The organism is Planococcus sp. MB-3u-03, assembly GCF_002833405.1.
Lineage (GTDB): Bacteria > Bacillota > Bacilli > Bacillales_A > Planococcaceae > Planococcus.
On record NZ_CP025135.1, the window covers coordinates 603,346 to 617,181 of the forward strand.

The 13,836-nt window shown below is 48.8% G+C and carries 12 protein-coding genes; 11 read left to right on the plus strand and 1 reads right to left on the minus strand.

What is annotated here, in order from left to right; all coding sequences use genetic code 11:
* The first annotated feature begins 118 nt into the window (after positions 1-118).
* From CW734_RS04365 to CW734_RS04405, 10 genes are all read left to right on the plus strand, one after another.
* Entirely contained in the window at positions 119-2,107 is a 1,989-nt protein-coding gene (locus CW734_RS04365) for a penicillin-binding transpeptidase domain-containing protein (protein ID WP_101189582.1), read from the plus strand.
* Positions 2,108-2,123: 16 nt separating this feature from the next.
* Positions 2,124-3,068 (plus strand): Abi family protein, encoded by a 945-nt coding sequence (locus tag CW734_RS04370; protein ID WP_101189583.1) that lies wholly within the window; start codon positions 2,124-2,126, stop codon positions 3,066-3,068.
* Positions 3,069-3,167: 99 nt separating this feature from the next.
* Positions 3,168-3,929, plus strand: coding sequence for an alpha/beta hydrolase (locus CW734_RS04375; protein WP_269801490.1), 762 nt, complete (start codon positions 3,168-3,170; stop codon positions 3,927-3,929).
* Positions 3,815-4,090 carry an alpha/beta hydrolase fold domain-containing protein gene (locus tag CW734_RS19365; RefSeq protein ID WP_269801491.1) on the plus strand — a complete coding sequence of 92 codons (276 nt, stop codon included), beginning with the start codon at positions 3,815-3,817 and terminating at the stop codon, positions 4,088-4,090. The genes CW734_RS04375 and CW734_RS19365 overlap by 115 nt, the downstream gene beginning before the upstream one ends.
* Before the next feature lie 197 nt (positions 4,091-4,287).
* Positions 4,288-4,560, plus strand: a complete 273-nt coding sequence (locus tag CW734_RS04380) for a YhdT family protein (protein WP_101192134.1) — start codon at positions 4,288-4,290, stop codon at positions 4,558-4,560.
* Positions 4,557-6,050 (plus strand): sodium/pantothenate symporter, encoded by a 1,494-nt coding sequence (gene panF / locus CW734_RS04385; protein ID WP_101189584.1) that lies wholly within the window; start codon positions 4,557-4,559, stop codon positions 6,048-6,050. The genes CW734_RS04380 and panF overlap by 4 nt, the downstream gene beginning before the upstream one ends.
* A complete protein-coding gene (locus CW734_RS04390; RefSeq protein ID WP_101189585.1) occupies positions 6,028-7,254 on the plus strand; it encodes a M20 family metallopeptidase in 1,227 nt (408 codons plus the stop codon). The genes panF and CW734_RS04390 overlap by 23 nt, the downstream gene beginning before the upstream one ends.
* A 5-nt stretch (positions 7,255-7,259) precedes the next feature.
* A complete protein-coding gene (locus CW734_RS04395; RefSeq protein ID WP_101189586.1) occupies positions 7,260-8,333 on the plus strand; it encodes an isocitrate/isopropylmalate dehydrogenase family protein in 1,074 nt (357 codons plus the stop codon).
* A 13-nt stretch (positions 8,334-8,346) separates the two neighbouring features.
* Complete coding sequence (locus CW734_RS04400) at positions 8,347-9,093, plus strand: SDR family NAD(P)-dependent oxidoreductase (RefSeq protein WP_101189587.1); 747 nt, start codon at positions 8,347-8,349, stop codon at positions 9,091-9,093.
* Positions 9,090-10,565, plus strand: a complete 1,476-nt coding sequence (locus CW734_RS04405; RefSeq protein ID WP_232787152.1) for an aldehyde dehydrogenase family protein — start codon at positions 9,090-9,092, stop codon at positions 10,563-10,565. The genes CW734_RS04400 and CW734_RS04405 overlap by 4 nt, the downstream gene beginning before the upstream one ends.
* Before the next feature lie 34 nt (positions 10,566-10,599).
* Here the strand turns inward: CW734_RS04405 and CW734_RS04410 are convergent, their stop codons facing one another.
* Positions 10,600-12,216 (minus strand): PucR family transcriptional regulator, encoded by a 1,617-nt coding sequence (locus CW734_RS04410; protein ID WP_101189588.1) that lies wholly within the window; start codon positions 12,214-12,216, stop codon positions 10,600-10,602.
* A 147-nt stretch (positions 12,217-12,363) separates the two neighbouring features.
* Here CW734_RS04410 and CW734_RS04415 point away from each other — a divergent pair, with 147 nt between their 5' ends.
* Positions 12,364-13,830, plus strand: coding sequence for a CoA-acylating methylmalonate-semialdehyde dehydrogenase (locus CW734_RS04415; RefSeq protein WP_101189589.1), 1,467 nt, complete (start codon positions 12,364-12,366; stop codon positions 13,828-13,830).
* The last annotated feature ends 6 nt before the right edge of the window (positions 13,831-13,836 follow it).

A 13,836-nucleotide genomic window follows, 5' to 3' on the forward strand; every position in this document is an offset into this window, starting at 1 on the left:
GTTGGATAATGAAGAGCTCAATTTCTTCTTTTCACTCCCTCACCCAAAAATTTCCGTATTGAAGCAAGCGGTTTCAGGGTAAGATGGTAAAAAGGGCTAAGGAGACGGAGGGGTAGAAATGAGCAGAGGGAAGCTGTGGATGATCGGGCTTGGCGCGGCACTTGCGCTTGCGGCGTGTTCGGACGAGGAAACGGAAGCGCCGGTGCCGGAAGAAGCGGAACCGGAGACGGTCGCATCGCCGGCACCCCGCGCAGAGCAGTTCATGGAATTGTGGCAGGCGGGCGAATACGAAACGCTGTACGAGGAATTTTTGACGGAGCGTGCCAAAGAGGCATTCGGGGAAGAGACCTTCATTGAATGGCAAGTGGAACTCGAAGAGCAATTATCGCTGACAGAGCGCGAGATCGATTGGGAATTGGGCGAAGAACCGTGGCTGAAAAACGAGCCGGCGGATATCCCGCTGGCGATTTCGATGGACAGCGTCATCGGCGAGATCGAATTCGATAAGACGCTGAGCTTTGTCTATGAGGAGGCGGAAGAAAACGCAGAAGGCGAATGGTTCGCGGAATGGGATCCTTCCTTCATCCTGCCGAACCTGTCGGAAGGCGATAATGTCTCCGTGCAGATCAGCGATACCGAACGCGGTGAGATCGTCGACCGCAACGGCAAGGTCATCGCCGGCAATACGGATGCCTATGAGATCGGCGTCGTGCCGGGGAATTTCGACCGCGACGATTACACGGAGCGGCTCGCGGGGCTTTTGGATTTGTCCGTCGAAGACATTGACGCAGAACTCGAAAAGCCGTGGGTCGAGCCGCATCATTACGTGCCGCTCGGAACCGTCCGGCCGGACCGCGAAAAATTGAACCGGCTGTTTGCGATTCCCGGGACCAAGCGCACGAAAGTGACGATGCGCCATTACCCGTACGGCGAATCGATGGCGCATTTGACCGGCTACATCGCGCCGATCACCGCTGAACAGCTGGAAGAGCGCAGCGGCCAGGGATACGGCCAAGGCGATATCGTCGGGCGGGAAGGCTTGGAAGAGATCTTTGAAACCGAGCTGCGCGGAAAACGCGGCGGCAAGATCTTGATCGAAAAGACCGCACAGAACGAAACGATTACCGCCGTCGACAACTCCTCGGCAGCCGGCGAGACGATCGAACTGACGATCGATGCCGATTTGCAGCAGGAAATCTATAAAGAGATGGGCAAGAAACCGGGCACTGCCGCGGCGGTCGACCCGTACACGGGCGAGACGCATGTGTTGGTCAGTTCGCCGGCCTACGACCCGAACGACTTCATTCCGGGAATCAAGGAAAGCCGTTTCCGCCAGCTGGCCAACGATCCGGACCAGCCCTTCTTCAACCGGGCAGCGGCAGCGTATCCACCGTCTTATGTGATGCAGCCAATCACTGCGGCCGTGGCCATGAAGCAAGGGACGCTGGATCCTGCGGAAGGCATCGAGATCGACGGGGAGACGTGGCAGAAATTCCCGTCCTGGAACGATTTCCGCATCACCCGCCCGAATCCGGGTGTTTCGAATCCGATCGACATGCAAAAAGCGCTCGTCCATTCCGACAGCATCTACTTTGCGATCCAGGCGAGCAATATGCCGGACGATAGCTTTTTAGAAGGCTTGAATGAATTTGGCTTCGGCCAGGCATTCGATTACCCGGTGCCGCTAGCGGCTTCGCAAATTTCGGAAAGCGGAACGTTCGGCTCGGAAGGCCAGCTCGCGAGTTCCGCCTCCGGGCAGGGCCAAGTGCGCGTCAACATCCTCCACGCGGCACTCATGTACGGCACCTTTTTAGCGGATGGCGACATGAAAAAGCCGGTCCTGTTCGGGGACGCTGAAGAAGAAAACCTGAAGCAAGAGCTTCTGAGCGCCGAGCAAGCGGAATTGGTCCGCACGGCACTCGTCCAAGCCGGTGAAGAAGACGGCCATGATTTTGCCGGCAAGACGGCCGTCATCAAAACCGGTGACGGCGACATGGGCTGGTTCGCCGGTTACGACCCGAAAGTCGGCAATTTGAGCGCGACGGTCATGATGGAAGATGAGGAAGACGCAGCGGCCATTGCCGGCGCATTGTTCAGCGATGACTAAACAGGGAGAGGTGGCCATGAAAAGCTTTGCGACGCACGACGAACAGCTCGCGATCTTGAAAAGCCGCGGGCTCGTTATTGAAGACGAAGCGGCCGCAAGACGCGTGTTGTCGCGCGATAATTATTACGCGCTCATCGACGGCTACAAGGAGCCGTTCCTTGAGCGCAGTGAGACGAGAAACCCGTACGGCGAAGAACTGTACGAAGCTGGGACGGCGTTCAATCATATCCTCGCGCTGTATCAATTCGACCGCAAACTGCGTTTGTTATTGCTCGGCGAACTCTTGAAGTTCGAGCGCAGCATCAAATCGAAGCTCGCCTACCGGTTTTCCGAACGCTTCCCGGAAGTCGACAGCTTTCTCGACAGCGCGAATTACAGCCCGGACAACATCCATTTTCACGAACGCGACCGCATCACGGCGACGCTCAACAATTTGATCGAAAGCCATCGGAAGCGCCACCGCGTGCGCTATCCGGAGCTCCGCGAGTTCTACGAAAAACATAAGAACTTGCCGCTATGGGTGCTCGTCAATTTCCTGTCACTCGGCCAGATCACGAATTTTTATACGGTCATCGACCAAGACTTGCGCACGCGCATCGCGCAGGACTTCGCAGACGACGCGGGCGAACACGTCATCACACTGAGTGCAGCGGAACTCGACGAGATCCTGTCGATCGCGTTTCCGTTCCGCAATAAAGCAGCACATGAAGAAGTGCTGTATTCGTTCCGGTTAAGGTCTCCGCTTGAACTGGAGAAACTCGAAGCGCAACTGCATCAGGAAAAAGGCTACATCACCCGTGGCACGACAGCATCACTCGTTAAGGTGCTGAAAGTGGTGGCGCCAGCAGAAGAGTATGAAGTTTTCACTCGGGAGCTGTTGGAATTGATCCGGAGCTTGGAAGAAGCCTTGCCGGAAAGGCCGTATGTCTGGATTATGAAAGATGCGGGATTCCGCGAATGAAAACCATGGAGCCAAAAGGAATTCTCATGAACAGGGGGAAGCCGTTTGAAAGTGACGCGCGACATGGTCGTCAAACAATTGCGTATGCGGTGAAAGTTGTTGGACTGGCTCGTTACGAAGTCCAGTGAAGACAAGTTTCTCAAAGCGATGCAGAAATCCAAAAAACAGATGGCCAAAACCTATGAAGGAAAAGATGTCGACGGGCTTGATTGCAGCGAAGTGAGGATTCCGCGGCGCGACGGTTCGTCCATTCGCCTGCGCATATATAAACCGGTGCAGCACGACCGCCGGCTGCCCGGGGTATTATGGATTCACGGGGGCGGTTACGCGCAAGGGACGCCGGAGATGAGCGGGGCTATGTACAAACAACTCATCGAGACCAGCGGATGCGTCATCGTCGCACCGGATTACCGTTTATCGATCGATGCACCGTACCCCGCAGCGCTGGACGATTGCTACGACGCGCTGAAGTGGATGAAAGAGCATGCCAAAGAGCTGGGCATCCGGGACGCTCAATTGATGGCCGGCGGGGAAAGCGCAGGCGGCGGCTTGACCGTCGCGCTCAGTTTATACGCGAGAGACCAAGGAGAGGTCCAGCTCGCTTTTCAAATGCCGCTGTACCTGATGATTGACGACCGGATGGAGACGGAATCGGCCCGCGACAATAACGCTTACGTGTGGAATTCCGACATGAACCGCTGGGCGTGGAAAGCCTATCTCGGCGGGTTGTATGGAAAGAAGTGCCGGTGTATGCAGCGCCTGCCCGGGCCAATGATTTCAGCAATTTGCCGCCGGCTGTCACATTCGTCGGGGATATCGAGCCTTTCCATGACGAAACCATCCAATTGGTCGATCGTTTAAGGGGAGCAGGGGTGCCAGCCGATTTTAAGCTCTTCAAAGGCGCTTATCACGGCTTTGATATTATCCATCCGAAAGCGGACATCAGCCAGAGAGCGCGGAAGTTTTTGATGGAGTCTTTTAAATATGTGACAGAACATTATTTTGTTGAACAGAAGAACTGATGGAGATGAAAGCCCGCCGGAAAATCGTTTGATTTCCTGGCGGGCTTTTGTCATTTCACTACTTCCAACTTTACCTTATGGAGGAAATAGCTCTAGTTTTATTTACATAATGTCCAATATAATAATTTATTTAATAAGTTAGAATTATTTTATAACTTAAACCAAAAGTTTTGACTGGGGGGAGAAAGATGAAGGGGATGGAAGAAACTGAAGACTGGCGTTTTAAAATTGCCAATCGGGAAGCATTGATCGGTGTAGCGTTAGCGGTCTTCAATTTTATCTGGTGGTTTGGTTTTGCTTATGGTTTAGGATCGCGGCCAGTCGAAGAATATACGTATGTGTTCGGGCTGCCTAGCTGGTTCTTCTACAGTTGTGTGGTAGGATTCGTCACGATTGCCATATTGGTTATCATAGTTGTTCGCTTTTTCTTTAAAGAAGTGCCGTTTACAGAAGAGGGGGATGAGGTATGAACTGGCCTGTAATAATTCCGATGCTAGGGTTTCTGGTGATTATCTTCTTTATCGGTATTTGGTCTAGCCGAAAAACAGCCGCTTCTGGTGATGGCTTTATTCAAGATTATTTCCTGGGTGGTCGAGAGCTAGGCGGATTTGTTCTAGCGATGACTATGGTAGCCACTTATGGAAGCGCTTCCAGTTTCTTGGGTGGCCCAGGTACTGCCTATACGATGGGCTTTGGCTGGATTTTGCTAGCCATGTCCCAAGTAGTGACGGGTTATTTCGTATTAATGATTTTAGGGAAGAAATTCGCCATTTTGGCGAGGCGCTATAACGCGATCACTTTAGTGGATTTTTTGAAGATGCGCTATCAAAGTACAGCGGTGGTTCTGTTGTCTGCTTTTGCAATCATCGTTTTCTTGTTCTCCGCAATGGCTGCCCAATGGATTGGCGGAGCGCGCCTTGTCGAGTCATTAACCGGGATTTCCTATAATACCGCGTTGTTCATATTTGCCATTTCAGTATTGGTTTATGTAACAATCGGTGGATTCCGTGCAGTAGCTGTGACGGATGCGGTACAAGGTGCTGTAATGGTAGTAGGGACTTTCGTGCTTCTTGTAGCTGTAATCATTGCGGGAGGCGGCATCCCGAACATTATTGGAGATTTAGTCAGCGAGAATCCGAATCTAATCACCCCGTATGGGAATGAAGGAAATCTATCGAAAGCATATGTATCGTCTTTCTGGATATTAGTCGGGGTCGGGGTTGTGGGCTTGCCGCAAATTGCGGTTCGTTCCATGTCTTATAAAAGCTCTGTCTCGATGCACCGAGCGTTGATTATCGGAACTATCGTGACTGGGATCATCATGCTCAATATGCATTTAATCGGGGTCTTTGCACGGCCAATCCTTCCAGGGATTGAAGTAGGGGATACGGTGATTCCACTTATTTCAATGGAAGTTTTGCCGGCCTGGCTTGCCGGGGTTGTGCTTGCTGCCCCAATGGCTGCCATTATGTCGACCGTGGATTCTTTACTGATCCTGGTCAGTTCGACTGTAGTAAAAGATGTGTATTTAAACTACATTAAGCCGGACGCCTCGATGAAAACCGTTAAACGGGCAAGTTTCGGAGTAACGGCAGTTCTGGGGATTATCGTCTATATGTTAGCGCTGAACCCGCCGGATCTTTTAATCTTCCTGAACCTTTTTGCTTTCGGTGGTTTGGAGGCGGCATTTATTTGGCCGATCGTCATGGGGCTTTACTGGAAATACAGCAATAAATACGGGGCCATTGCTTCGATGATTATGGGGATATCAAGCTACATAGGCCTTCATTTCTATAATCAGGCGAACGGCAATTTGTTCGGCCTCCATACAGTGGCTTTGCCGGTTCTCCTATCGTTTTTAGCATTTGTCATAGGAAGCCTGGCATTCGAGCGGAAAGCATATAGCTTTAAACAAGCGAGAAAGGAGCAATTAAAACATGAATACGCGACTGAAGAGTGATTCTTATACAAGAGACCGCAAAGCGGTAATCGAATTGACACAACAATTGGTACAGATTCCGAGTGTTTATAGAGGTGAAGGTGTAGAAGGCGGCAACGAGGAAAAAGTAGCGAATTACGTCGCCGAGCATTTAAAGGGAATTGGAATCGAGACGCATATTGAAGAAGTCGTTCCAGGACGGCCAAATGTGATCGGCATCATTGATTCTGGAAAGCCAGGAAAAACTTTATTGTTTGAAGGGCATACGGATGTCGTGACGGAAGGAGACCGCAAGGCTTGGAAATACGATCCGTTCGGTGCGGAAATTGTGGATGGCCGCATGTATGGACGAGGCACGAATGATACGAAAGGAAATCTGGCGTGTATGATTACAGCGGTCCACTCGATTTTACAAGATGAAGAAGAATTCAGCGGCAAAATCATCTTGTGTATTCCTTGTGATGAAGAAGGCCTCATGCTTGGTATCAAACATTTCATAAAGCAAGGGTGGGCAAAAGGTGTAGATGGTGCCATTATCTGTGAGCCAGAAGAAAATAATGTATGCATCGCGCAACGGGGTGCCATTCGTTTACAAGTTGATTTTCACGGAAAAATGGCCCACGGCGCAATCTCTTGGAGCGGTATCAACCCGAATTGGCGCTTGGCACGTTTCATTACGAAAATAGAAAAACTTGAAAAGGCTGAGACAAAACGCCTCGGGGAAGACCCTTATCTAAAATGGCCTTCGATAACCCCCACGATTATCCAGTCCCCTGTAACTGGAGATGCACAGATTAATGTCATCCCTGACCATTGCCGCTTGACGCTCGATATCCGCACGGTACCGGAGCAAAATCACGACATATTGCTCCAAACAATCGAAGGAATCGTTTCTGATATGAAAGCGGAGGATTCGGATTGCCGGATCGATTTGACGGTACTCGATAATCGCCCACCCACCGCAACAGCTAAAGAAGATGAAGTGGTAAAGGCAATCTATGGCGCGGTTGAGGAAATTACCGGCAAGGAACCTATTTACAACGGGGTGCCAGGAGCAACGGATGGAACTTTCCTACACATGGAGGGCATTCCTATTGTCACCATTGGTGCTGGAGATCGTGAAATTCCTCACCAACTCAATGAATATGTAGACATTGAAGAACTCGCTGAGACTACGGCCATCTTTAAAGAAGCCGCACTTCGATTCTTGAATGGGCGGGTGTAAACAGAATGGGGTCATATAAAATTGCTATCATCGAAGGAGACGGTATCGGAAAAGAAGTAATGGCGCAGGCGTTGCGCATATTGTGCGAACTGGAACAGTTGGAACCAGAAATTTCATTTCAGTTAGAACAATTGGATTGGAGTTCGGATTATTACTTGGAGCACGGACGCATGATGCCCGAGAATTGGCGGGACATTCTGATGCCGCAAGATGCCATTTTGTTTGGGGCCATTGGAGACGCTCGAGTTAAAGATGAAGTGACCATCTGGGAGTTGATCATGCCGATCCGCAAGGAATTCCGCCAGTATATCAATTACCGGCCAGTTCAATCATTGCCGAATATCGCTTCTCCGCTGGAAGACAAAACAGGAATTAATTTTTCGATCTTCAGGGAAAATGCCGAAGGGGAATATTCGAATAGCGGTGGCCGGATGTTTAAAGGGGAGCCATCGGAAATGGCGATTCAAAATACAATCATGACCCGTACAGGAATTGAGCGAATCACTCGTGCAGCCGGAGAGTATGCCAGAAAACATGGGAAGTGCAAAGTGACGTGTGCTACAAAATCGAATGCGATCATTCATACGAACACATTATGGGACGAATGTGTAGAGCGCGTCATGCGCGAGGAATTTCCGGAACTGGAATTAGAGTCGTATTATATCGATGCTTTGGCCGCTTATTTCGTCCAGCGTCCGAAAAGCTTTGAAGTGGTGCTCGCTTCTAATCTATTCGGTGATATTTTATCGGATCTCGGGTCAGGGATAGTCGGTGGCCTGGGCTTATCGCCTTCAGGGAATATCAATCCTGAAAAAGACTATCCATCAATGTTCGAACCAGTCCATGGCTCTGCTCCGGATATAGCAGGGTTGGGAATCGCTAATCCGATAGCTCAGATTTGGTCAGCTGCTTTACTGCTGGAGCATATAGGAGAAACAGAAGTTGCAGGCAAAGTGATTAACGCGATACAGGCAGTGCTGGAAGAGAACCGTGTATTGACAAAAGATATCGGCGGGCAAGCGACAACAGAGGAGATGGGCACAGCCATTATCGAAAAATTGAACGCACAATACACATAAAGGGCGTGTGGAAATGGAATTGAATGAAAAAGTAGTGGTCGTCACCGGTGCTGGCGGCGGAATGGGAAAAGCTATCAGCGAAAAGCTATTAGCGGAAGGTGCACGTGTGATTGGGATGGACTTGAAAGAAGAATCGATGAAAGACCAGGATCATTCACAATTCACGGCTGTGGCCGTTGATATTTTGGATGAAGAAGCGGTAGCAAGTGCTTTTGCGGAAGCTCATAAACAATCTGGAAAAATAGACGGTCTAGTGAACGCCATCGGAATGGCTCAGTCTGCATCTCCAATAGAAGACGTTTCCCTAGAGCTTTGGCATAAGTTGATGAACGTTAACGTCACGAGCTTGTTTCTTACTTCTAAAGAGGCAGCCAAGTATATGAAAAAGCAAAATCAAGGATCCATTATAACGATTGCTTCTATTTCAGCCGTCCGTCCAAGACCCGGCCTTCAGGCATATATCGCTTCAAAAGGAGCAGCAGAAAGTTTTTCACGCGCATTGGCGATCGAACTTGCACCGCATGGAATCCGGGTGAACACGGTACATCCCGGCCCGACAGACACGGGCATGCTCGGCCAATTTGCTGCATCGGGAGCGGATGTGGAAACAACAAAAAAACAAATTTTCGCCGATAGTGTGCCAATGGGGAGGCTCGTGGCCCCTAGTGACATTGCAGAATCAATTTCCTATTTAATATCAGATAGAGCGGCGATGGTGACCGGAGCAGTCCTTCATGTGGATGGAGGTAGAGGCTTATGAGTAAAGAGGAGATGAATTCCGAAAAAGTTCAACGGATTCCACTCTTAATAGATGGACAATGGATTGGAGAAGAGCGTGAAGATGTCTATTCTGTTTATGCCCCAGCCAATGGGCATAAGTTAGCGGAAATTGTAAGGGGCAATGGACAAGATGTGGAACGGGCAGTTCAAGCCGCGCAGACAGCATTTGAAAGTGATGCCTGGCAAAATATTAAACCGTTCGAGCGCGGGCAATTGCTCGTCCGTTTGGCGCAGCATATCCGTGACCATCGCGATGAATGGGCAGCGCGTGAATGCCAAGACGTTGGCAAGCCTTTGAGCCAAGCATACGCAGATGTAGAAGCGGCAGCGCGTTACTTCGAATTTTATGGTGGCGCAGCTGATAAAGTGGCAGGGGAAACCATCCCGATAGAAAATGGGCTTTTAAATGTCACGGTATTGGAACCTGTGGGCATCACCGTCCATATCGTTCCATGGAATTATCCACTGCAAATTATTGCGCGAAGTGTGGGTGCAGCTCTTGCCACCGGAAATGCCGTCATCGTAAAAAGCGCTGAAGATACACCTTTATCTGCCCATGCGCTTGCAGAATGGTTTGCTGCTAGTGAACTGCCGAAGGGAATTTTTCAGCATCTTACAGGGTTAGGGCAGGAAGTCGGAGCGCCTCTTGTAGCGCATCCAGGCATAAACCATGTAACGTTCACTGGATCGGTTCAAACCGGTATCTCAGTCATGAAAGCAGCTGCAGAAAATGTGGTTCAATCAACATTGGAACTGGGGGGCAAATCACCGAACATTGTCTTCGCTGACGCTGATTGGAACAAAGCAGTCGAAGGGGTTACGCGGGCAATCATACAAAATGCCGGGCAGACTTGCTCGGCTGGCTCAAGACTATTGATTGAAGAAAGCTGCAAAGCGGAGTTTTTAGACAGGCTGCGCCAAAAGTTTGAGTCGCTTCAAATAGGCCCGGGGGAAAGCGATGCCGATATCGGCCCCATTTTAAATGAAAAGCAATTCAAGCAAATTATGGGACGTATTGATGAAGCGAAGAAGCAGGGCAAAATCATCGCTGGCGGGCGTGCAGTCAATCCCGAAGGTGGAGCAGGTGGATTCTATATTGAACCGACGATCATCGATGGTTTAGAGCCGCATTGTTCTGTGGCACAAGAGGAAATTTTCGGCCCCGTACTGTCTGTTTTCACTTTTAAGTCAGCTGAAGAAGCAATCAATTTAGCTAACAGTACGGATTACGGACTCGTTGCTGGAGTTTGGACAAAAGACATAGACGTTGCTCACACTGTCGCTGCGAAAGTAAAGGCTGGACAAGTATTTATCAATAATTACGGAGCGGCGGGTGGCATTCAAATGCCATTTGGCGGTTACAAAAAAAGCGGAATCGGACGGGAAAAAGGCTTCGTCGCGCTCCGTAATTACTTGGAAATCAAAAATATAGCCGTGAAGTATGGAAATTAGAAGATGAATTCTCAAGCGGACGATTTGGTACGGATTATAGCAAAATCCGATAGGCTTTCACTGCACTTTCAAGAGCTAAGCGGTTCGCTGGTGCCATGAAATCCGCTCCAAGAATCATTTCCAACTTTTCGAGTCGGTGGTAAAGTGTCTGCCGAACAATAAATAGGCGTTCGGCAGTATCTTTTTTAGAACCATTGGATTCAAGGTAAACGGCTAAGGTTTCAAATAAATTGCTGTCCATTTTATTATCGTATTCAAAAATCGGAGCTAAATAACTGTCGGCATACGTTCTTAAAAAATCAGGGTCCTTAATTTCCAATAATATTTTATAGAGTCCAAGGTCTTCATAAAAAGGCGATTCCGCTACTCCTTTTTGACACATTTCCTCGACTTTCAATGCTTCGGCATAAGCTTTATTGGCTTGAGAGAACGCCTGGTATACCGAACTGATGCCGAATTGGCATAACTGGCCATCGATATAATTGCTGCCATTCATTTCCCGGATTTGCTCAATTGCTTGAAGTGACCTGCTTTTCTCTTCCTTCACCCGATTGTCTGCCAAAAAACAAGCAATTGCGGTAATGCTGTTCTTGCTGCAGGAAAGAGCAGGGAAAAAGCCGCAGCGCTTCAGCAGGGTCCGGATGCTCATCAAACGCTGAAGTTTGATTTCTTCCCAATCGCTCGGGTGGAGGTTCTTTTCAGAGATAGCCAGTTGAATATGGAAAATACGATAATACATATTCTTACTTGGGACTGGAACAAAGGTTTGCAGGTCTTCATCATCTACAGGACGTCCATTGATCAGGTTGCGAACAAAGTCATCTTCGTTGTTTTGTTTACGCTCCTCGATGGTCCGATCCCTCAACAGAATTTGGGCAATAGCGAGTGCCGCGCGGTCAAGGATGAGGAAGGCAAAATCTTCTGGAACTGTCTGGCTCCTTTGAAGACACAGATGTCCGAGAACTTGGCCAAGGCCTTCTATCGGGAGTATCGCGAACGATTGCCCACCCACGACAAGAGAATTTGGCTCTGCGTAATGGCCTGAGGACTGTTCCAATAAAAGGCGTATTTGGGTTTCCCACACTTTGCTTTCAGAAGGATAATAATAGAGTTTTGGTTTTTCGGTTATAAAAATAGCACTTTGCTTGAAGAAATGATTCAATTCTTGAAGTATTTTCAGGATTCCATTATGCGTTAAGGACAATGAGTTAAATTTTCGGGACATAGTATCCAATTGCGAAAGCATTTGATGATGTTGATTGATGATATATGTATGTAAATCCTGTGTGATATCAACAAACCGGACTTTCTTTTCGAAGATGATAATCGGAAATGCGTGAAAATCCGCCAACTTGATGATTTCCTCAGGGATTTCTTCGAAATAGGGGCCAATTTCAATGCACAAACAAGAGACTTGGCGATCGATCAATTTTTTTACGTAATGAAATTGAGTCATTAGGTCAAGCTGAAGGCCCACACCTGTGGTTAAAATGAGTTCACCCCCGTTAATCAGAGAATCTAAATCCTGCACTTCAAGGACGTGGGACCACTTCACTTCCCGGTCCAAGCCCTCGTGGCCAGCAATTAACCTTGCACCTTGAAACGATTTTCTTTCCAGCACATGCCGGATTGTCAATGTTAGTTTCTCCATTGTATCGTCCTCCATAAAGTAAAGTTTCCCGTATATGTATTTGACAAAATGTAAATTGAAAGAAGACGGAATTATTTGTAAAGTACACTTAGTAGTCTAAAGAATTACGTGGAAAAGACAATAAGCATGAGACAGGAGGAAGTAAAGATGACTTCAGTAGATACAGAAAAGAAAACTTTGATGAACTTCATCGGTGGACAATGGGTAAAATCAAATACAGACAAATATGAAGAAGTGCCAAATCCGGCAACAGGTGAATTGTTAGCAGAAGTGCCGATTTCGACTTCCGAGGATTTGGAAACTGCGGTCGCTTCGGCTAAGGAAGCTTTCTCTACGTGGAAAAAAACACCGGTGCCGCAACGTGCGCGGATCATGTTCAAATATCAGCAATTGCTCGTCGATCATTGGGATGAGCTGGCGACAATCATTACGAAAGAGAACGGCAAAAACTTCAATGAAGCTTACGGAGAAGTGCAGCGGGGCATCGAATGTGTCGAGTTCGCTGCGGGTGCGCCGACTTTAATGATGGGGCAGCAATTGCCGGACATTGCAACCAATGTAGAATCGGGCATGTACCGATATCCGATCGGTGTAGTAGGCGGCATCACGCCGTTCAATTTTCCGATGATGGTGCCGTGCTGGATGTTCCCATTGGCGATTGCGAGCGGAAACACATTCATCCTAAAGCCTTCTGAACGGACGCCTTTACTTGCCAACCGCCTGGCAGAACTGTTTCAGGAAGCCGGCTTGCCAGATGGTGTTTTCAACATCGTCCATGGCGCCCATGATATTGTTAATGGCATTTTAAGCCACCCCGATATTCCAGCCGTTTCGTTCGTTGGCTCCCAGCCGGTCGCTGAGTATGTCTATAAAACAGGCACCTCCCATGGCAAACGGATCCAAGCGCTGGCGGGAGCGAAGAACCATACAATTGTCATGCCGGATGCAGATATGGATTTGACGATTACGAATGTCATCAACGCTTCCTTCGGTTCTGCGGGAGAGCGCTGCATGGCTTGTGCAGTCGTGGTCGCTGTAGGAGATGCCGCGGATGAACTGTCGAAAAGGCTAGTAGCAGAAGCTGATCAAATGACGATAGGCAATGGGCTCGATCAAGATGTTTTCCTTGGGCCGGTGATCCGCGATTCCCATAAAAAGAAAACGCATGCTTATATCGAATCCGGCATCGAAGAAGGCGCGACTTTACTGCGGGACGGCCGAGGAGATCAAAGTCCTGAAGGCGGCTATTTTGTCGGACCGACCATCTTTGATGAAGTTACAGAAAATATGAAGATTTGGAAAGAAGAAATTTTTGCCCCGGTTCTATCGATTGTACGGGTGGAAACCTTGGATGAAGCCATCGAGTTAACCAACCAATCCGATTTTGCGAACGGCGCATGCTTATTCACTGATAGCGCAAAAGCAATCCGCAAGTTCAGGGAAGAGATAGATGCCGGCATGCTCGGAATCAATTTAGGCGTCCCTGCCCCAATGGCTTTCTTTCCTTTCTCGGGCTATAAAAAATCATTTTATGGAGATTTGCATGCAAATGGACGCGATGGGATTGAATTTTACACCCGCAAAAAGATGGTAACAGCCCGTCATGCGTTCTAAATGAAA